Origin of the sequence: Actinomadura verrucosospora, assembly GCF_039540335.1 — a bacterium.
In the GTDB taxonomy this organism is placed as follows: domain Bacteria; phylum Actinomycetota; class Actinomycetes; order Streptosporangiales; family Streptosporangiaceae; genus Spirillospora; species Spirillospora verrucosospora.
The window spans coordinates 25,377-42,835 of sequence record NZ_BAABEV010000050.1 but is presented as its reverse complement, the minus strand read 5'-3'; the positions used below and the strand labels follow the sequence as shown (position 1 = coordinate 42,835).

At 73.6% G+C, this 17,459-nt stretch carries 14 protein-coding genes; 7 read left to right on the top strand and 7 right to left on the bottom strand.

Annotated elements, in window-relative coordinates; translation table 11 throughout:
• Nucleotide 1: 1 nt before the first annotated feature.
• Nucleotides 2-1,393 carry an MFS transporter gene (locus ABD944_RS35900; protein ID WP_345184636.1) on the bottom strand — a complete coding sequence of 464 codons (1,392 nt, stop codon included), beginning with the start codon at nucleotides 1,391-1,393 and terminating at the stop codon, nucleotides 2-4.
• Between the two features lie 114 nt (nucleotides 1,394-1,507).
• Between ABD944_RS35900 and ABD944_RS35895 the strand changes: the two genes are divergently transcribed.
• The gene (locus tag ABD944_RS35895) at nucleotides 1,508-2,119 is read left to right on the top strand and encodes a TetR/AcrR family transcriptional regulator (protein ID WP_345184633.1); all 612 of its coding nucleotides are present in this window, start codon (nucleotides 1,508-1,510) and stop codon (nucleotides 2,117-2,119) included.
• Between the two features lie 90 nt (nucleotides 2,120-2,209).
• On the opposite strand, the gene ABD944_RS35890 is transcribed toward ABD944_RS35895, so the two are convergent.
• The 5 genes from ABD944_RS35890 to ABD944_RS35870 form a co-directional block, all read right to left on the bottom strand.
• Nucleotides 2,210-3,472, bottom strand: coding sequence for a flavin-dependent oxidoreductase (locus ABD944_RS35890; protein ID WP_345184631.1), 1,263 nt, complete (start codon nucleotides 3,470-3,472; stop codon nucleotides 2,210-2,212).
• Between the two features lie 158 nt (nucleotides 3,473-3,630).
• Nucleotides 3,631-4,428 carry an ABC transporter ATP-binding protein gene (locus ABD944_RS35885; protein WP_345184629.1) on the bottom strand — a complete coding sequence of 266 codons (798 nt, stop codon included), beginning with the start codon at nucleotides 4,426-4,428 and terminating at the stop codon, nucleotides 3,631-3,633.
• Between the two features lie 52 nt (nucleotides 4,429-4,480).
• A complete protein-coding gene (locus ABD944_RS35880) occupies nucleotides 4,481-5,284 on the bottom strand; it encodes an ABC transporter permease (RefSeq protein WP_345184627.1) in 804 nt (267 codons plus the stop codon).
• Nucleotides 5,281-6,057, bottom strand: coding sequence for an ABC transporter permease (locus tag ABD944_RS35875; protein ID WP_345184624.1), 777 nt, complete (start codon nucleotides 6,055-6,057; stop codon nucleotides 5,281-5,283). The genes ABD944_RS35880 and ABD944_RS35875 overlap by 4 nt, the downstream gene beginning before the upstream one ends.
• Complete coding sequence (locus ABD944_RS35870) at nucleotides 6,057-7,037, bottom strand: ABC transporter substrate-binding protein (RefSeq protein ID WP_345184622.1); 981 nt, start codon at nucleotides 7,035-7,037, stop codon at nucleotides 6,057-6,059. Before ABD944_RS35870 ends, ABD944_RS35875 begins: the two co-directional genes overlap by 1 nt.
• Nucleotides 7,038-7,480: 443 nt before the next feature.
• Between ABD944_RS35870 and ABD944_RS35865 the strand changes: the two genes are divergently transcribed.
• The 5 genes from ABD944_RS35865 (at nucleotide 7,481) to ABD944_RS35845 (ending at nucleotide 13,190) form a co-directional block, all read left to right on the top strand.
• Nucleotides 7,481-10,723 (top strand): sensor histidine kinase, encoded by a 3,243-nt coding sequence (locus ABD944_RS35865; RefSeq protein WP_345184620.1) that lies wholly within the window; start codon nucleotides 7,481-7,483, stop codon nucleotides 10,721-10,723.
• Nucleotides 10,720-11,166 carry a roadblock/LC7 domain-containing protein gene (locus tag ABD944_RS35860; protein ID WP_179836164.1) on the top strand — a complete coding sequence of 149 codons (447 nt, stop codon included), beginning with the start codon at nucleotides 10,720-10,722 and terminating at the stop codon, nucleotides 11,164-11,166. Before ABD944_RS35865 ends, ABD944_RS35860 begins: the two co-directional genes overlap by 4 nt.
• Before the next feature lie 30 nt (nucleotides 11,167-11,196).
• Complete coding sequence (locus ABD944_RS35855) at nucleotides 11,197-11,652, top strand: DUF742 domain-containing protein (protein ID WP_345184616.1); 456 nt, start codon at nucleotides 11,197-11,199, stop codon at nucleotides 11,650-11,652.
• Nucleotides 11,653-11,686: 34 nt separating this feature from the next.
• The gene (locus ABD944_RS35850; protein WP_345184669.1) at nucleotides 11,687-12,301 is read left to right on the top strand and encodes a GTP-binding protein; all 615 of its coding nucleotides are present in this window, start codon (nucleotides 11,687-11,689) and stop codon (nucleotides 12,299-12,301) included.
• A gap of 115 nt (nucleotides 12,302-12,416) precedes the next feature.
• Entirely contained in the window at nucleotides 12,417-13,190 is a 774-nt protein-coding gene (locus ABD944_RS35845) for an SGNH/GDSL hydrolase family protein (RefSeq protein ID WP_345184614.1), read from the top strand.
• Between the two features lie 28 nt (nucleotides 13,191-13,218).
• Here ABD944_RS35845 and ABD944_RS35840 read toward each other — a convergent pair whose 3' ends face one another.
• Nucleotides 13,219-13,557, bottom strand: a complete 339-nt coding sequence (locus ABD944_RS35840) for an STAS domain-containing protein (protein WP_345184612.1) — start codon at nucleotides 13,555-13,557, stop codon at nucleotides 13,219-13,221.
• A gap of 204 nt (nucleotides 13,558-13,761) precedes the next feature.
• Here ABD944_RS35840 and ABD944_RS35835 point away from each other — a divergent pair, with 204 nt between their 5' ends.
• Nucleotides 13,762-17,346, top strand: coding sequence for an AAA family ATPase (locus ABD944_RS35835; protein ID WP_345184609.1), 3,585 nt, complete (start codon nucleotides 13,762-13,764; stop codon nucleotides 17,344-17,346).
• Nucleotides 17,347-17,459 lie beyond the last annotated feature (113 nt).

Genomic DNA, 17,459 nt, shown 5'->3' with positions numbered 1-17,459 from the left:
CTCAGGGCCTCGGCGGGCGGACGGTGAGGAGCAGGCCGGCGGCGGCCGTGCCCGCGGCGGCGATCGTGCAGAACAGGTAGACGGAGGCGTAGTCGCCGAGCGCGGCCCGCTCCGGCAGCAGCGCGGCGAGGACGGCGATGCCGAGCGCGCCGCCGAGCTGCCGCGCCGTGGTGTTGAGCCCGGTGGCGCCGGCGAACCGCAGCGGCCCGGCCGACAGCGCGGCGGCCGAGGCGGTGCCGGTGCTGATCATTCCCATGCCCGTCCCGACCAGGAGGCCGAGCGGGAGCCAGAACGTCGCGAAGTGCGGTTCCGCGGGCAGGGTCGCGATGACCCACGCCCCGGACACGACCATGATCAGCGCGCCGCCGGTCACGGCCGGGCGGACGCCGACGCGGGCGGCGAGGCGGCCCGCCGCGACCGCCGCCGCGGTGGCGGTGAACGCGCCCGGCGTCGAGGCGAACCCCGCCTTCAGGATCGAGTAGTGCCACTCGCCCGTCAGGTAGAGCACGCCGGCGAGCAGCCACGCGTACAGTGCCGTCCCGTACAGGAACGAGGCGGCGTTCGCGGCGGCGAACCGGCGGTCGCGCCACAGCGAGATCTCCAGCGCGGGCACCGGGTGCCGCGCCGACCGCCACAGCGCCAGGGCGACCAGGGCGGCGCCGCCGAGCGGCAGCGCGAGGGTCCGGGCGTCCGTCCAGCCCCAGTCCCGGCTCTGCGTGACGCCGAGCGCGGCCCCGCCGACCCCGGCGGCGAGCAGCAGCGTCCCGGCGAGGTCGGGCAGCCGGCCCGCGCCGCCCGCGGCCCGGGGCAGGCGCCGCCCGCCGAGCAGCATCGCCAGCCCTATCGGCACGTTGATGACGAACAGGGACCGCCAGCCGGACAGGTCGACCAGCACCCCGCCGAGGCCGGGGCCGATCGCGGCGGCGAAGGCGCCCGCCGCGCTCCACAGCCCGATGCTGCGGGCGCGCCGCTCGGGAGGCGTGTCATGCAGCAGCAGCGCGAGGGACGCGGGGATCAGCGCCGCCGCGGCGGCGCCCTGCGCGGCGCGCGTCGCCAGCAGGACGGGCAGGTTCGGCGCGACCGCGCAGGCCAGCGACGCCAGCGTGAACAGGCCGGTGCCCCACAGGTACAGCGACCGCCGGCCGACCAGGTCGGCGACGCGGCCGGCGGGCGCGAGCAGCGCCGCGAACAGCACCGCGTACAGGGTGATCACCCAGGTCAGGCCGGACAGGGTGCTGCCCGGGAAGTCGGTGTGCAGGTCGGCGACGGCCAGGTTCGCGGCGGTGGCGTCGAGCATGGCCAGGAACGTCGCGCCGGCGGCCAGCCAGGGGACGTCCCGGCGCGCGGCGACCGGCCGCGGCGGCGCCGCGCCGGTCTGCGTCTCGGTGGGCATGGGGGGACCTCTCAGGAAAGTAAACGAACGGTCGTACACTCTTTTAGAAGGAGGTTCCGAGTCAAGGGGGCGGGCGCATTGACTTTGAACGAACGGTCGTGCAGATTTAAGGGCGTGACCACCGACGGACGGCTTCTCAAGGGCGAGCAGACGCGCGGCGCGATCCTCGGCCGCGCCGCCGACATCGCCTCGGCGGAGGGCCTGGAGGGCCTGTCGATCGGCCGGCTCGCCACCGAGCTGCGGATCAGCAAGAGCGGCGTGTTCACCCACTTCGGCTCCAAGGAGGAGCTCCAGCTGGCGACGATCCGCAAGGCGGCCGAGGTGTTCCGCCTGCACGTGATCGAGCCCGCGCTCGCCGTCCCCGAGGGGATCGGCCGCGTCCGCGCGCTCCTGGACGCGTGGCAGCGCTACCAGCGCGACCCCGTCTTCCCCGGCGGATGCTTCTTCCACTCCGCGATGGCCGAGTTCGACGCCCGCCCCGGACGCGTCCGCGACGCGATCGCCGTGTCGCAGCGCGACTGGCGCGCCTTCCTGGAGCGCTGCCTCCGCGAGGCGCGCGACCTCGGCGAGATCGACGCCGCGACCGACGTCTCCCAGCTCGCCTTCGAGCTGGACGCCCTCTGCCGCGCGGGCGGCGCGCAGGCCCTGCTCCACGACGACGCGTCCCTCTACGAGCGGGCCTCCCGCGCCATGAGCGCCCGGCTGGCCGCCGTCGCCGCCTCCTGAGCGCACGACCGCCTTACGCGCGGAAAGCCGAAGGCGCGGCGAGGCGACCGCCTCACCGCGCCCGTCAACGCGCGCCGGTCCGCGTCGCCGTCAGCCCGCCGCCGAGAAGGAGGGGCGGGAGTTCAGGGCCTCGACGTCGGAGAACGACGTCTGCCGGTACGCGCCGGTGATCGTGTTCAGCTCGTCGGGCGTCAGCACGTCCTCGATCGAGGAGAAACCGTCGGGCGCCCGCTGGCTGACCGTGTGCAGGATGCGGTCGGCGGGCATGTCCCGGCAGGCCTGGACGATGGCGTTGACCGGCTCGCGGCGCGCCTTGTCGTAGGCGAGCAGCCCCTCGGCGGGGTCGTCGGCGCCGGCCAGCTCGTGCGCCAGGACGCGGGCGTCGAGGATGGCCTGGGAGCCCCCGTTGGAGCCGATCGGGTACATCGGGTGGGCGGCGTCGCCGAGCAGCGTGACGCGGCCGAACGTCCAGCGGTCGACGGGGTCCCGGTCGACCATCGGATACTCCAGGATCTCCGCCGCCTGGGACATCAGCGCGGGGAAGTCGAGCCAGTCGTACTTCCAGTCCGCGAAGTAGGGGAGCACGTCCTCCAGGCGGCCGGCCTTGTTCCAGTCGGGGTCCCAGTCCAGCTGATCGTCGGCGAGCCTGACCTCCGCGGCCCAGTTGAGCAGCGCCTTGCCCCGGCGCTCCACGCGCATGGAGATCGGGTAGACGACGATCTTCGAGGTGGCGTTGCTCCCCATGACGACCATGGTCCGCCCGGTCAGGATGGGGTCGGCCTCGGTGATGCCGCGCCACAGCCTGATGCCGTTCCACAGCGGCGCCGGCTCGTCCGGGTACAGCTGCGCGCGGACGGCGGAGTGCAGGCCGTCCGCGCCGACCAGCGCGTCGGCCGTCACCGTCTCGGCGGTGCCCGACGCCCGGTCGAGCAGGCGGGCCCGCACCTGCGTCCCGTCCTGCTCGAAGCCCTCGAAGACGGTCCCGGTGCGGACGGCGTCCTGGCCGAGTCGCGCGCGGACGGCGTCGAGCAGCATCATCTGCAGCTCGCCGCGGTGGATCGAGTACTGGGGCCAGTTGTAGCCGAGCGCGCGCCCGCGCGGCTCCGCCCAGATCCGGCCGCCGTGCCGGTCGAAGTGCACCATCTCGCCTGTCGGGATGCCGGTCTCGGCCAGCTCGTCGGCGAATCCCAGCTCGGTGAGCTCCCGGACGGCGTGCGGCAGCAGGTTGATGCCGACGCCGAGCGGCAGCAGCCGGTTGGCGGAATCGACGACGAGGGCCTCGACTCCGGCCTCGTGCAGGCTCAGCGCGGTGGTGAGCCCGCCGATGCCCGCCCCCACGATGAGTACGCGCATGAATCACCCTCCGTTGGTCTCGGGCGACCGGGCCCAGGCGGCCCGCCCGCGCCGGTCTCGTTCGTGTCGCCGCACGTGGCGGCCGTTCTCATCGGGCCGGCCTGGTCACACCGGCCGGGACCGGGCGCCGCCGGGACCCCGGTCGCCGTCCCTCCGGCTCACCCGGTGCCGGGCGCGGTGCCCGCGGGCGCCGCGCCCGGCACCTTCGCGCCACCGCGGACCAGCCGTCCGACCTCGGCCCGGAGCCGGACGAACTCCGGGGTCCCGCGGGTCTCGATCTGGTCGCGCGCCGAGGGAAGCTCGACCGGCAGGTCGGCGTGGACGCGGGCGGGCGAGCGGTTCAGTACGACCACTCGGTCACCGACGTAGACGCTCTCGTCGATGTCGTGCGTGACCAGGAGGATCGTCATCTCCCGGGTCCGGTGCATCTGCAGGACGAGGTCCTCCAGGTCCTCCCGGGTCTGCGCGTCCACCGACCCGAACGGCTCGTCCATGAGCAGCAGCGACGGGCGGTAGGCCAGAGCCCGCGCGATCGACGCGCGCTGCTGCATGCCCCCCGACAGCTGCCACGGGTACTTGCGTCCGGCGTCCGCGAGGCCCACGGACTCCAGGGCCTCCTGCGCCGCGGCGCGCCGCTCCGAGCGGCCCTTGCCGCGCCGCCGCAGCGGCAGCGCCACGTTGTCGCGGACGGTCAGCCAGGGGAACAGCGACCGGCTGTAGTCCTGGAACACCACGGCGAGGTCGTCGGGCACGCCGTCGATCGGCTCGCCGTTCAGGGTGAGGGTCCCGGCGGTCGGGCGGATCAGCCCGCCGATGCAGCGCAGCAAGGTGGACTTGCCGCAGCCGGACGGGCCGACGATGCTGAGCAGCTGACCGTCCGGGACGGTGAGGTCGAGCCCGTCGATGGCCCGGTGACCGTCGCCGTAGGAATGGCTGAGGCCGGTTATCTGGAGCACCACGGCCGCCTTTGCTGTGTGTATGTCGTCAGGGTCGGCATTGGGGGCATCGTCAGCTCGCGAGCCTTTTCGCGCCAGTGTGCCAGGAGAGCAGGCGCCGCTCCAGGAGCATGAACACCGCGTTGAACAGGAGCCCGAGCAGGCCCAGCATGACGATCCCCGCCCACATCCGGGGCAGTTCGAACGAGCGCTGGGCGCCGATGAGCTCGGATCCGATGCCCGAGGTGCTGCCGAACAGCTCGGAGATGACCATCAGGATCAGCGCGAACGACAGCGCGACCCGCAGCCCCGCGAAGATCTTGGGGGAGGCCGCCGGGAGCGTGACGGTCAGCAGCCTGCGGACCCTGCCGACGCCGAACACCCGGGCCGTCTCCAGCTGCAGGGGATCCACGGTGCGGACCCCGTCGCAGGTGTTGAGCAGCACCGGCCACACCACGCCGAACGCGATCGTGACGACCTGCATGGTCGCGCCGAGCTGGAACACGATGATGAAGAACGGCACCAGGGTGGGCGGGGGTATCGCGCGCAGGAACTCCAGCACCGGGTTCAGCAGGTCGTACAGGACCCGTGACCTGCCGATCGCCGCGCCCGCCAGGACGCCCGCGGCGCCCGCGACCGCCCATCCCACGAACAGGTGGGTGAGGCTGGTGGAGAAGTCGTCCACCGCCTTGTCCGTGAGGAACGCGTGGGAGGCGGGTCCGGAGAACCACAGCTCGTGCAGCGCGTCGAAGATCGTCGTGGGCGGGGGGAAGTAGGTCTCGTCCACCGCGCGCGTGACCAGTTCCCACAGCACGGCGGCGGCGGCGACGAGCCAGACCCGCCCGGCGAACCCGCGCAGCGCTCGCAGGGCCCTCATGCGATCCCCTCCACGCGAGCGTTGTGCCAGCGGAACGCGATCCGCTCCACCCCGAAGAGGGCCGTGTTGGCCAGCAGTCCCAGCACTCCGGCCCAGCAGGCGCCGGCCAGCAGCAGGTCGGTCCGGCCGCCTCCGGACTGGGTGTCGGAGAGGTAGATCCCCACCCCGTTGATCCCGCCCGCGAGGAGCTCGGTGCTGATCACCACGACGAGGGCGACGGAGGCGGCGATCCGGACGCCGGTGGCGATGAACGGCGAAGCGCTCGGCAGGGAGACGCGCCACAGCACCGACAGCGTCCCGAAGCCGAAGCTGCGCAGGCTCTCCTTGGCGACCGGATCGACGTCGCGGAGCGCGTACAGGGTGTTGATGAGGATCGGCCACAGGCAGGCATAGAAGATCAAGGACATCTTCATCTGCGTGGGGTCGGCGAACAGAATGATGGCGAGCGGGATCAGCGCGACCGAGGGAATGGGGCGCAGCAGTTCGACCAGCGCGCGGGAGGCGGTGCCGAGCACCGGCACCGAGCCGAGCAGCACGCCCAGCGGCACCGCGACGAGCACCGCCAGCGCGAGCCCGCCGGCCCATGCCGTGAGCGTGGCCCCGACGTCGGTGAGGAACTCCCCGTCGACGGCGAGTTTCCCGGCCTCCCGCAGGACGGTCGACGCCGGGGGCAGGGCGGTCTCGTCGACGAGGCCGGTACGGCTCACGACCTCGACGACGGCGACCAGCCCGGCGACCCCGGCGGCGCCGAGAAGGATACGGCGGTACTTCATTAAGAGGAGGTCACCATGAACGACTTGACGTCAAGGGGCTTGTCCAGGTAGCCGAACTGCTGCATCAGGTCGGCCACGCGCTGGAGGCGGGTGGCGTTCAGCGTGGTCGGCCACGTGCCGAAGCTCATGGTGGAGGCGACCTTGGCGTCGATCCCCTTGGCGTAGGTCGGCAGGACGTCCTGGACCAGCTTGCGGTCGGCGGCCATGCCCTGCGCCTTCAGCAGCGCGCGCTGGAAGGCGGCGACCGTCTTGGGGTTCTCCTTGGCGAACTTCTCGGTGGTGGCGAAACCCGCGACCGGGAAGTCCGCGGTCGGGCCGCTGGACAGGTCGGCGACCATGCGGGCGCCCATGGACTGCTGCATCTGGGTGCCGAACGGCTCGATCGCCTGGACGGCCTCGACGCTCTTGGACTTCAGGGCCTGCTCCATGGCGGGCGGGGGGACCTCGACGAAGTTCCTGTCCTCGTCGAATTCGACGCTCTGCGGCTTGCCGGCGGCCCGCACCAGCAGCGTGGCCACGTTGCGCTTGGTGTTGACGGCGATCTTCTTGCCGGCCAGGTCCTTGATCGTGTGGTACGGGGAGTCCTTGCGCACCATCAGCGTGTGCGTCTTCGGCGCGCTCTGCATGCCCTCAACGACGATCTTGGGCTTGAAGCCCGGGTCCTTGGCCCCGGCGGTGAGCAGCGAGACGTAGTTGCTGATGCTGAAGTCCAGCCGGCCGCTCTTCAGGAGCGGGATGCCCGCGGCGCCACCCGGGATGACCTGGGTCTTGACAGTCAGGCCCTCGGCCTTGAACAGTCCCTTGGAGATGGCGAGCTGGACGGGCGCGGTGTCGGCGACGGTCATGTTGCCGAGGGTGATCTCGGACTTCTCCAGACCGTTGGCCGACTTCTTCTCCGAGGAGCCGCAGGCCGCGGCGGAGAGAGCCAGAGCGATCGCTAGCGCGCCGGTGACGGCTGTACGGCGGTGGGAAGCAGGCATGGCAAGGCTCCATTTTGCGGGGGAAGCACGTTGAACCTGATCTTTCAAACGAGGCGGGAGCGTAGCGCACTGTGGGCCTGGCTTGGGTGAGATGCGAGGATTATGTGCAATTATGTGAACATGAGATAACAGTCTGTGACATGGGCATCTTCTGCATCACAAGTCCAGACTTGTGTGATCATTCGGGTTGGCCATGATGGTGGCTCTGTGTTGCAATATCTCGCGCTCGCCCGCAGTGGCGTGGGTGAGCGATGCGACCCGAATCCCGTTCAGGCCACTGTACGCCGCGAGCGATCGACCCCATTGAGAGGTAGCGGAGGGCAGTGCGGAAAGCAGAAGGGGCCGAGATGGCCCCGCAATCCCCCCAGCCAGGCCCGTCTGCCAGGGGCGACGCCCCGAAGCGAAGTTCCCAGGGTGGGCGTTACAAGCTGCGCAACTGGCGAGTGCGCACGCGTCTGTTCGCCCTCATCGCGGTGCCCACGATCGTGGCCGCGTTCTTCGCGGGTTACCGGGTCTCGGTGTCGTTGGACAACGCCGAGGCCTACAGCCGGACCGGCCAGCTGGCTACGCTCGGTAACCAGCTGACCGCGCTCGCGCACGACGTGGAGGCCGAGCGCGACGCGATGGCGGAACGGGCGGCGGGAGGCGGGCGCACCGGCGGCGCCGACATCCTCGCCGCGCGGCAGGAGGCGGTGGACGCCGACGCCCGCAAGGTGCGCGCCGCCGCGGCGGACGTCGAGACGTACTCCTCCGGCCTGCGGCTGGCGGTCGGCAACGTCCTCAACCGGGTGGACGACCTGCCCGCGCTGCGCACGGCGGCCGTCCGCCTCGCACCCGGGGTGATCATCGACAAGTACACCGAGTTCGTCGACGACTTCACCTCCTTCCATGTCCTGGTCTCCCAGGACGCCCCCACGGCCGAGCTCGCGCAGAGCGCGCTGGCGCTGGCCGACCTGGCGAACGCCAAGGACGCCGCGTCCCGCGAACGGGCCCTGCTCGCCTCCGCGCTCTGGGAGGGGCGGTTCGAGCCGCTCGACCGCGCCGCGGTCGACGACGCCCGTGCGGACATGGACACCAGCATCAACGCCTTTCGGAGCTCGGCGACGCCGGCCCAGCTGAGGCTGTTCGAGGACACCGTCACCGGTCCCGAGCTGGACCGCGCGGAGGTCACCCGGCTGCAGACGCTGGCCGTCGCCGACTCCTCCCGGCAACTGCGGGTCAGGCTCGGCGCCCGCACGGCCCGGTCGTGGACGTCGGACTCGACCGCGCGGGTCGACAAGCTGCGGACGGTCGAGAAGAGCATCGCCGCCGACCTCGCCGCCAAGGCGGACGACGCCCGTGCCGGCGCGCAGACGGCGGCGATCCGGGACGGCGTGCTGCTGTTCCTCGTCCTCGCGGTCGTCCTGGCGACCCTGATCGTGATGGCCCGCTCGCTGGTGCGGCCGCTGCGCCGGCTGCAGTCCGGCGCGCTGGACGTGGCCAACACGCGGCTGCCCGGCCTGGTCGACCGGCTGCGCGACCCCGAGGCCGCCGCGGGCGGCATCGAGGTCAAGCCGATCGAGATCGACTCCACCGACGAGATCGGCCAGGTGGCGCGGGCGTTCGACGAGGTCCACCGCGAGGCGGTCCGGCTCGCCGCCGACGAGGCCGTGCTGCGCGGCAACATCAACGCGATGTTCGTCAACCTCTCCCGCCGAAGCCAGTCCCTGATCGAGCGGCAGCTGCGGCTGATCGAGGAGCTGGAGCAGAGCGAGCGCGACGAGGAGCAGCTCGGCAACCTGTTCCGGCTGGACCACCTGGCCACCCGCATGCGTCGCAACTGCGAGAACCTCCTCGTCCTCGGCGGCCAGGAGCAGGTGCGCCGGTGGAACCAGCCCGTCCCGCTGATCGACGTCGTCCGCGCGTCGCTGTCCGAGGTCGAGCAGTACGAGCGCGTGGCGCTGCGGGTTCAGGGCGACATGACGGTCGCCGGCCCGGTCGTCAACGACCTCGTCCACCTGCTGGCCGAGCTGGTGGAGAACGCCACCGTGTTCTCGTCCGAGAACACCAAGGTGACGGTCTCGGGGCAGATGCTGAGCGGCGGCGGCTGCATGCTGCAGATCACCGACAACGGCGTCGGCATGTCGCCCGAGGAACTGGAGCAGGCCAACTGGCGCCTGGCGAACCCGCCCGTCATCGACTTCTCCGCGGCGCGCCGCATGGGCCTGTTCGTGGTCGGCCGCCTGGCCGTCCGGCACGGGATCCGCGTCGAGCTGCGGGCCGCCCAGGGCGGCGGCCTCACCGCGTTCGTGGTGCTGCCGGACGCGGTCGTCACGCCGGGCGAGTCCGGCGGCATCGGCAGCCGCCCCGGCCTCGCCCCCCGCGAGGCCGGCTCCCACGGCCAGCTCGCCGCGCTCACCACCACCACCGCCGCCGAGCCGCCCGGGGGCGGGTTCCGGCAGGACGACTACGGCCCCGCCGCCATGGGCGGCGGCACCGGACCGCATCCCATGGCGGGCGGCACGGGCGCGCACCCCATGGTCGGCGGCACCGGACCGCTGCGTCCCGTGCGCGGCGCCACCGGCCCGCAGCCGAGCATCACCGAGACCGGTCCGATCCCGGCCCAGGGCGTGCACGACCCCTACGGCACCGGCGCGCATCCCGCGGTCCCGCCCGCCGAGCGGCGCCCCTCGCGGGACCGGCGCGCCCCCGCGGGCGACCCCTACGGGACCGGCGAGCGCCAGCCGCGCAGGCCGGGGGAGCTGCCGGTCCGGGAGCCGGGCACGCACCTGCAGGGCCGCCCCTCCGACGGAGGGTCCTCGAACGGGCTCTTCCAGCCGCGCGGCGAGCGCTCGCAGGAGGTGGAGGACGCCCCCGCCAACGGCGCCTACCCGCCGGGCGGGCGGACGGGCCCCCAGCCGGTCGTCCCGGAGGCGCAGCCGCTGGTGCCCGAGTCCGGCGGCGGGCGGCACATCCCCTGGGAGACCGGGCCGCTGGAGCAGGTCGGCCCGAACCCCGGCCAGGCGCCCGCCCCGTACGCCGAGGACATCCCGGCGATGTCCGCTCCGGACGTCCCGCCCATGTCCGCTCCCCACGTGCCGGAGGCCCCGGTGCACGAGCCGCCACCCGTTCCCCAGCCGGCCGTGCGGGCCGCGGCGGCCGCACAGCCGGAGCCGAAGGCCCCGCCGCGGCTGCCCGAGCGCTCGCCCATCTTCGACGCGATGCAGTCGGAGTGGTTCCAGCGCAGGACGGGCGGCGGGTCCGGCGAGGACCTCGGCAAGGGCTGGGAGTCCCCGGCGGACGCGGGCTTCCGCGCCGCCGAGGCGGCCCGCGAGCCGGTGGCGACGAGCCGCACCACCGTCGGACTGCCCAAGCGGGTGCCCGGCAAGAACCGCATCCCCGGTGCGGTGGGCCGCGGAGCGCAGGACGCGCCCCGGCCGCCGGCGGCCCCGCTGGGCCGCCCTGCGCCCGGAGGGGGCGGCCTGGAGGGACCGCAGGCGCCGACGCAGGGCCTGCCGGTCGTCGGCCAGGCGCCGGGGCAGCCGCAGGGACAGCAGCAGGGTCACGGCCAGTCGGCCGACGTCGTACGCAACCGCTTTGCGAGCCTGCAGCGCGGCGTCCACCGCGGACGCCATGAGGCACGCGGCGCAGGCACGTCAGGTGAAGCGCCGTCCCAGGGTGACGGCGAGACAGGAGGCACCCGGTGAGCGGGCAGGATCTCAACTGGTTGGTGACGAACTTCGCGGACCGTGTCGCGAAGGTCGCGCACGCCGTCGTGGTCTCCTCGGACGGGCTGCCGATGGCCTACTCGGCGGGCTTCCCGCCCGAGCGGGCGGACCAGCTTTCGGCGATCGCCTCGGGGCTGATGAGCCTGACCCAGGGTGCGGCGAAGATCTTCGACGCCGGCGGGGTCAACCAGACCGTCGTGGAGATGGACCGCGGGCTGCTGTTCGTCATGTCCATCACGAACGGGTCGGTGTTCGCGGTGCTGGCGGCGCCCGACTGCGATCTCGGGCTGGTGGCCTACGAGATGACGCTCCTGGTGGAGCGGGTGGGACGGGTGCTGACTCCCGCCCTGCGCGCCCAGGAGCAGCCCCCGTACTCGGGGCCTTCCGTGACCGAGATGGGCGCCGGGCCCGCCCGCTATTGACCGTGACTGACTCTGACGGAGGTCGGCGACATGGATCGAGGCAGTCCCTTCGGGGGCGGTCCCGGAGGCGGCGGCCGCTGGCCGGGTGACCAGGGGCGGGCCCCCGTGCAGGGCAGGCCCCCCGAGCGCGACGACAACGACGGCAGCTCGCTCGTGCGCCCGTACGCGGTCACCGGCGGGCGCACCAGGCCGCGCTACGACCTGGCCATCGAGGCGCTGGTCACCGCGGCGCCCTACCCGCCGCGGGACGTGGCCGTGCTGACCCCGGAGTACCGGGCGATCATGGACCTGTGCCGGTCGGCCCGCTCGGTCGCCGAGGTGTCCGCGCTGCTGCGCCTGCCGCTCGGGGTCGCGCGCGTCCTCGTGGCCGACATGGCCGTCGAGGGGCTGCTGCGGCTGCACCAGTCGCAGTCCCCCACCACCGCCGGCGGACAGCCGGACCTCCGCTTGCTAGAAAGGGTGCTCAGTGGCCTTCGGAAGCTCTGACCAGGTCCCGGGGCCGCACGGCGGGGAGGCCGAGCTGACCTCGGTCAAGATCGTCGTCGGTGGCGGCTTCGGCGTCGGCAAGACCACCTTCGTCGGCTCCGTTTCGGAGATCATGCCGCTCACCACCGAGGCGGTGATGACGGCGGCCAGCGCCGACGTGGACGACCTGTCGGCCGTCCCGGACAAGACGACCACCACGGTCGCGATGGACTTCGGCCGCGTGTCGCTGGACAGCGAGCTGATCCTCTACCTGTTCGGCACGCCCGGGCAGCACCGCTTCTGGTTCATGTGGGACGACCTGGTCCGCGGCGCGATCGGCGCCGTCGTGCTGGTCGACACCCGCCGGCTGGAGGACTGCTTCGCCGCGGTGGACTACTTCGAGGAGCTCGGCCTGCCGTTCGTGGTGGGGGTCAACGGGTTCCACGGCGAGTTCCAGTACGCCGTCGAGGACATCCGCGACGCCCTGTCGATCAGCGCGCACGTGCCGATCGTGCAGTGCGACGCGCGGAGCCGCGAGTCCACCAAGCAGGTGCTGATCACGCTGGTCAAGCACGCGATGACGGTGCACGCCGCCGGAGCCCACGCGGGCGCCCCCGCGCAGGGCGCCCCCGGCGGGCAGCTCGGCACCACGTCCCCCAGCTGGACCTAGACGCCGCGCGCGGGGGGCGCGGCGCGGTCCGGCCGGTGGCTACGGTCGCGTAGGTCGTGTGCACGATGCATGATTGTTCGTCGTGATCGAGCATGAATCCGCTCTGGGGGTTGCGATGAGCGAAGTGGAGAAGATCGGAACGTTCGTGGCCGTCGGCGACAGCTTCACCGAGGGCATGAACGACCCCTACCCGGGCGAGACCGACGTCTTCCGCGGCTGGGCCGACCGGCTCGCCGAGCACATCGCCGTGCTGAACCCGGACCTGCGCTACGCCAACCTGGCCGTCCGCGGGAAGCTCGTGCGGCAGATCGTGGACGAGCAGGTGCCGATCGCCGTCGGGCTCTCGCCCGACCTGGTGACGCTGTGCGCGGGCGGCAACGACATGATCCGTCCGGGCGCGGACCCCGACGCGGCCGCCGTCGTGTTCGACGACGCGGTCCGGCGGCTGCGCGCCACCGGCTCGCGCGTCGTGGTCTTCACCGGGTTCGACCCGCGCGGGCTGCGCTCGGGCGGCCGCATCCGGGGCAAGGCCGCCACCTACAACATGCACCTGCGCGCGATCGCCGACCACCGCGGCTGCTCGGTGGTGGACCTGTGGCCGCTGCGCGTCTTCCACGACCCGCGCGCCTGGTACGAGGACCGCCTGCACCTGTCGCCCGAGGGGCACCGGCGCATGGCGCTCTACGTCGCCGGGGTGGTCGGGGTCCCGGTCGAGGGCGACTGGCGCGAGCCCTGGCCGCCTCTCGACCCCGCCGACTGGCTCACGATGAGGCGCCAGGACGTCCACTGGGCCCGGACCTACCTGCTGCCGTGGATCGGCCGCCGGGCCACGGGCCGCTCCTCCGGCGACGGCCGCGGCCCCAAGCGCCCCACCCCCCTCCCGCTCTAGGGCGGGAGGGGGGTGGGGCTCGCCGGCCCTAGGCGCGGTCGGGCTCGGCCGCCAGCGCCTCCTGGAGGGTCCTCTTGACGGGGATGCGCCGGTGCAGCCCCGTGATCTCCAGGGCGCGGCGGACGATGGGCCGGGGGCCGGCGAGGACGAGGCTGCCGCCCGCCGCGGTGGCGGCCTTGTAGCAGGCGACGATGACCGAGAGGCCGCCCGAGTCCATGAACTCGAGGTCGGTGAGGTCCAGCACGAGGTGGTCGCCGTGCTCGCGGCGGGCCTCGTCGAGGTGGACGCGCAGCTCCTGCGAGCCCGCGGCGTCGAGTTCTCCGCACAGCCTGAGGACGGCGCGTCCGCCGTCCGGCCGTGTGGTCACTTCCAAAGGTGACACGGGGGGTTCCCCTCTTGTGTGCTGCTTTGGCCGGAATCACCCGGCAAATATTTTCCGTTCGACAACTATCGCGGACGCCGGGCCGCCTGCCAACCCGCCGCAACAGGGGTGTGCGTGATCGTGACGCGCCGTAAGGTGCTTGTCGGATGTGATTGCCTCGACGATCCGCTGCGTAGGAGACGACCCCAGGTGAGTTCCCCCCGGCTGCCGGACCATCTCGAAGTGCTGCTCACTGAGGAGCCGGTCCTCGACGTGTACGCCTACGGCCCCTGGCGCGTGCCCGACGGCCTGTACGAGGAGATGCGCGAGCGCGCGGTCGCCTACAACACCGACCAGCGCGCCGTCGTGCTGACGCGGCAGCTCAGCGACTTCTACGGAAGCGGCACCAGCGCGGCGGGGGCGGAGCAGTGGTCCCTGCTGACGTTCCTGCTGGGCGCGTCGGCGCTGCGCGGCGGGTCGCGGGGCGACGTCGACTACGAGCTGCTGTCGGCGTTCCTGGCGACGCCCGAGTCGGCCGTGCGGGACCCGTTGGCGTGGTTCAGCCAGGGCGGGCGGTGGCGCCCGCCGGGCCTGTGGCTGCCCGAGCCGGCCGGGGACGACCGGGAGCGGCGCGCGGTGATGTTCGAGCTGGCGCGCGCCGGGCTGGACGTCTTCGAGGGCCTGGAGCCGCTGGAGCGGCGCCGGCGGACGCTGATGGACCTGTTCGACCGGCGCGCCGCCGACCCCGCGCTGCGCGAGGCGGACATGACCGTCCCCAACCGTCGGCTGGAGGACGTCTGGGTCTCCGGCCTGACCGAGGAGGAGCTGGCCGTCCTGCCCGAGCTGGCCGGGCCGGTGGGCTACCTCGGCTGGGTGTGCGAGGGGCTGGACGCCGCGCACGAGAGGCTGGCCGGGGCCGTCGCCGACACGGCCGAGCCCGACACCGCGCTGGCGCGCCTGCTGCTGGCGGCGGACGCCGCGGTCGTCCCGGCCGAACTGGCGGTCGTGCTGGGCACCACCCGCTACGAGAACGTGGAGGAGCGGTTCCGCGCCGCCCGCGAGGGCTTCGCCGCCGAGGCGTGGCAGTCCGACGTGCGGGCATGGCTCGCGCGCGGCCTGGTCGCGGGCGAGGCGGACGCGGCCCGCGCCTGGCTGGACATGGCGGTGCGGTTCACCGGCGCGACGCAGGGCCTGCCGGAGGCGCCGGTCATCCCGCGCTCCCGGGTGCCGGTGCGCCCGTTCCAGGCCGACCTGCGGCGGCTGTTCACCGTCCGGCGGGTCTTCAACACGCTGAAGTTCGGCTCCGGCGAGGACGGCCGGCGGGACGCCGCCGACCCCGCCGAACGGGCCGAACCCGCCGAGGAGGGCGGGCCGCCGCTGGTCGGGCAGCCGGAGCTTTCGCGCGCGGTGCAGGACGCCGTGGCGGAGCGGCTGGCCGGGCGGCGGCCGGTCCGGCTGCTCGTCGCGGGCCCGGAGGGCACCGGCAAGGGCACCGCCGCCGAGATCGTCGAGGCCGCCCTCGGCGAGGGCGGAGCCGTCCGCGAGGCGCTGTGGATCTCCGACCAGGTCTTCGCCTCGCTCGGCGTGAGCGACGCCGTCCTGTGGCTGCAGGCCCGCGTCCGCGACTGCCTGGAGGCCCGCATGCTCCTGGTCGTGGACGACCTGGAGAAGCTCGCCGCGCACGAGCGGTGCGGCGCCGCCGCGGCCGAGGAGCTGCGGCGCCTCATGGCGCGCTCGCCGTCCCTCAACGTCGTCGCCCTGTGCCGCCCCGGCGGCGACCGGCGGCTCTTCGACGCCAACCCCGCGCTGGTCCGGGCGTTCGACGTCGCCCGCACCCGCGACTTCGCCGAGGACGACTTCGCCGAGCTGTTCGCCCTGGCCGTCGCCCGGCGCGGCGCGCGCGCCGGCGCGGAGGTCGCCGCGGCCGCCGGCGCCCTGCTCCGCCGCACCCCGCCGATGCTGAACCTGCGCGGCGCCCGGCTGGTGGAGCACATGGCGGGCCAGGCCGTCGCCGCGGCGGACCGGCGGGCCCGGGAGGACGGGACGGGCGACGGACCCCTGGAGATCACCGCCGCGGACCTGCCGCAGCGGCTCATCGCCGGCCGTCCCGCCGAGTCCGACCCGCTCGCCGAGCTGGCCGCCTGCGTCGGCATCGAGCCCGTCAAGCGGGAGGTCGACGCGCTCGTCGCCGAGGCCAAGGCCGCCCGGCTGCGCCGCGAGGCGGGCATGACGGCGCGGACCCGGCTGCGGCACCTGGTCTTCACCGGCAACACCGGCACGGGCAAGGGCAAGGTCGCGCGGATCCTCGGCCGGATCTACGCCGACCTCGGCGTGCTGTCGTCCGGCCACACGGTCGAGGTGGAGCGCGCCGACCTGCTCGGCGAGTACGCCAGCGAGAGCGTCCTGCGCGTCCGCAGGGCGGTGGAGCAGGCCCACGGCGGCGTCCTGGTCGTCCGCGACGCGCACGCCCTGGTGTCGGCGGCGGCCGACGCGGCGCGCGGCCGCGAGGTGCTCGACGTGCTGCTGACGAGCGTCCAGGCGCACACCGAGGACCTCGTCGTCGTGCTGACCGGCCCGGCGGCGGAGATGAACGGGCTGCTGAAGGCCCACCCCGACCTCGCCGCCGCCTTCCCCCGCACGCTCCGCTTCCCCGACCTCACCGACGCGGAGCTGGTGGAGGTGTTCACCGCCAAGGCCGCCGACTCGGGGTTCGAGCTGGCCCCCGGCGTCCTGGACAAGGTGCGCGCGCTCGTCGAGGCGGCGCCGCGCGAGCGCGGGGTCGGCAACGTCCGCATCATGACGAACCTGCTCGAACGGGCCGTCGCGGGGCAGGGGCGCCGCGTCCTGGCCGACGGGATCGTCGACGAGGACGAGTCGCTCGACGTGATCCTGCCGGAGGACGTCCCCGACACCCTCACCCGCGGCCGCGACGACGTCCCCGGCGACCCGCTGGCGGAGGTCGAGCGGCTGATCGGCCTGGCCGACATCAAGCGGGAGGTGGCGGCGCTGGTCGCCGAGGTCCGCGCCGAGCAGCTGCGGCGCGACGCCAAGGTGTCGCCGGCGCCCCCGGCGCGGCACATGGTGTTCTCCGGCAACCCGGGCACGGCCAAGACGACGATCGCGCGGCTCATCGCGGCCGTGTTCGCCCGGCTCGGGCTGCTGTCGTCCGGGCACCTGGTGGAGGTCAGCCGCGCCGACCTCGTCGCCGAGTTCATCGGGCAGACCGCGCCGCGCGTGCGGGACGCGGTCGGCCGCGCCCTCGGCGGCGTGCTGTTCGTGGACGAGGCCTACACGCTGGCGTCCGGCGGCGGCGACCGGCGCGACTTCGGCCACGAGGCGATCGCCGAGCTGCTGCGGCTGATGGAGGAGCACCGCGGCGACCTGGTGGTCATCGTGGCCGGCTACGACGCCGAGATGGAGCGCTTCCTGGACGCCAACCCCGGGCTGAAGTCGCGGTTCCCGAAGCGGCTGCGCTTCCCCGACTACTCCGACGACGAACTCGTCACGATCTTCGAGTTCATGGCGGCGGAGGACGGGTTCGCGCTCGCCCCCGGCATCCTGGAGGGGCTCCGCCGCCTCGTCGCGGCCCAGCCGCGCGGCTCCTCGTTCGGCAACGCCCGGCTCGTCCGCAACCTGCTGGAGGCGACGATCTCCCGGCAGGCCCAGCGCATCACCGCCAAGGAGGACGCGGCGGCAGGCGAGATCGACCCCGCCGAGGTCGCGCTGCTGCGCCCCGAGGACCTGCCCGAGGCCCCGCCCCGCGAGGAGGAGGGAGGGTTCGGCCTCTACATCTAGCCGGGCGGCGCCGGAACGGCCGGCGGGGCGCTCCCGCCGGGAGAAGGCCGTCGTGCGCACGTGCACGGTCGTGCGCGCGTACTACCGGCCGGCGGCAGCATGCGCTTTAAGGG

What these genes read in the sequence shown, in the direction of transcription:
- ABD944_RS35900 (WP_345184636.1), bottom strand. Translation starts at nt 1,393, where the DNA reads ATGCCCACCGAGACGCAGACCGGCGCGGCGCCGCCGCGGCCGGTCGCC.
- ABD944_RS35845 (WP_345184614.1), top strand. Translation starts at nt 12,417, where the DNA reads ATGAGCGAAGTGGAGAAGATCGGAACGTTCGTGGCCGTCGGCGACAGC.
- ABD944_RS35890 (WP_345184631.1), bottom strand. Translation starts at nt 3,472, where the DNA reads ATGCGCGTACTCATCGTGGGGGCGGGCATCGGCGGGCTCACCACCGCG.
- ABD944_RS35870 (WP_345184622.1), bottom strand. Translation starts at nt 7,037, where the DNA reads ATGCCTGCTTCCCACCGCCGTACAGCCGTCACCGGCGCGCTAGCGATC.
- ABD944_RS35880 (WP_345184627.1), bottom strand. Translation starts at nt 5,284, where the DNA reads ATGAGGGCCCTGCGAGCGCTGCGCGGGTTCGCCGGGCGGGTCTGGCTC.
- ABD944_RS35875 (WP_345184624.1), bottom strand. Translation starts at nt 6,057, where the DNA reads ATGAAGTACCGCCGTATCCTTCTCGGCGCCGCCGGGGTCGCCGGGCTG.
- ABD944_RS35855 (WP_345184616.1), top strand. Translation starts at nt 11,197, where the DNA reads ATGGATCGAGGCAGTCCCTTCGGGGGCGGTCCCGGAGGCGGCGGCCGC.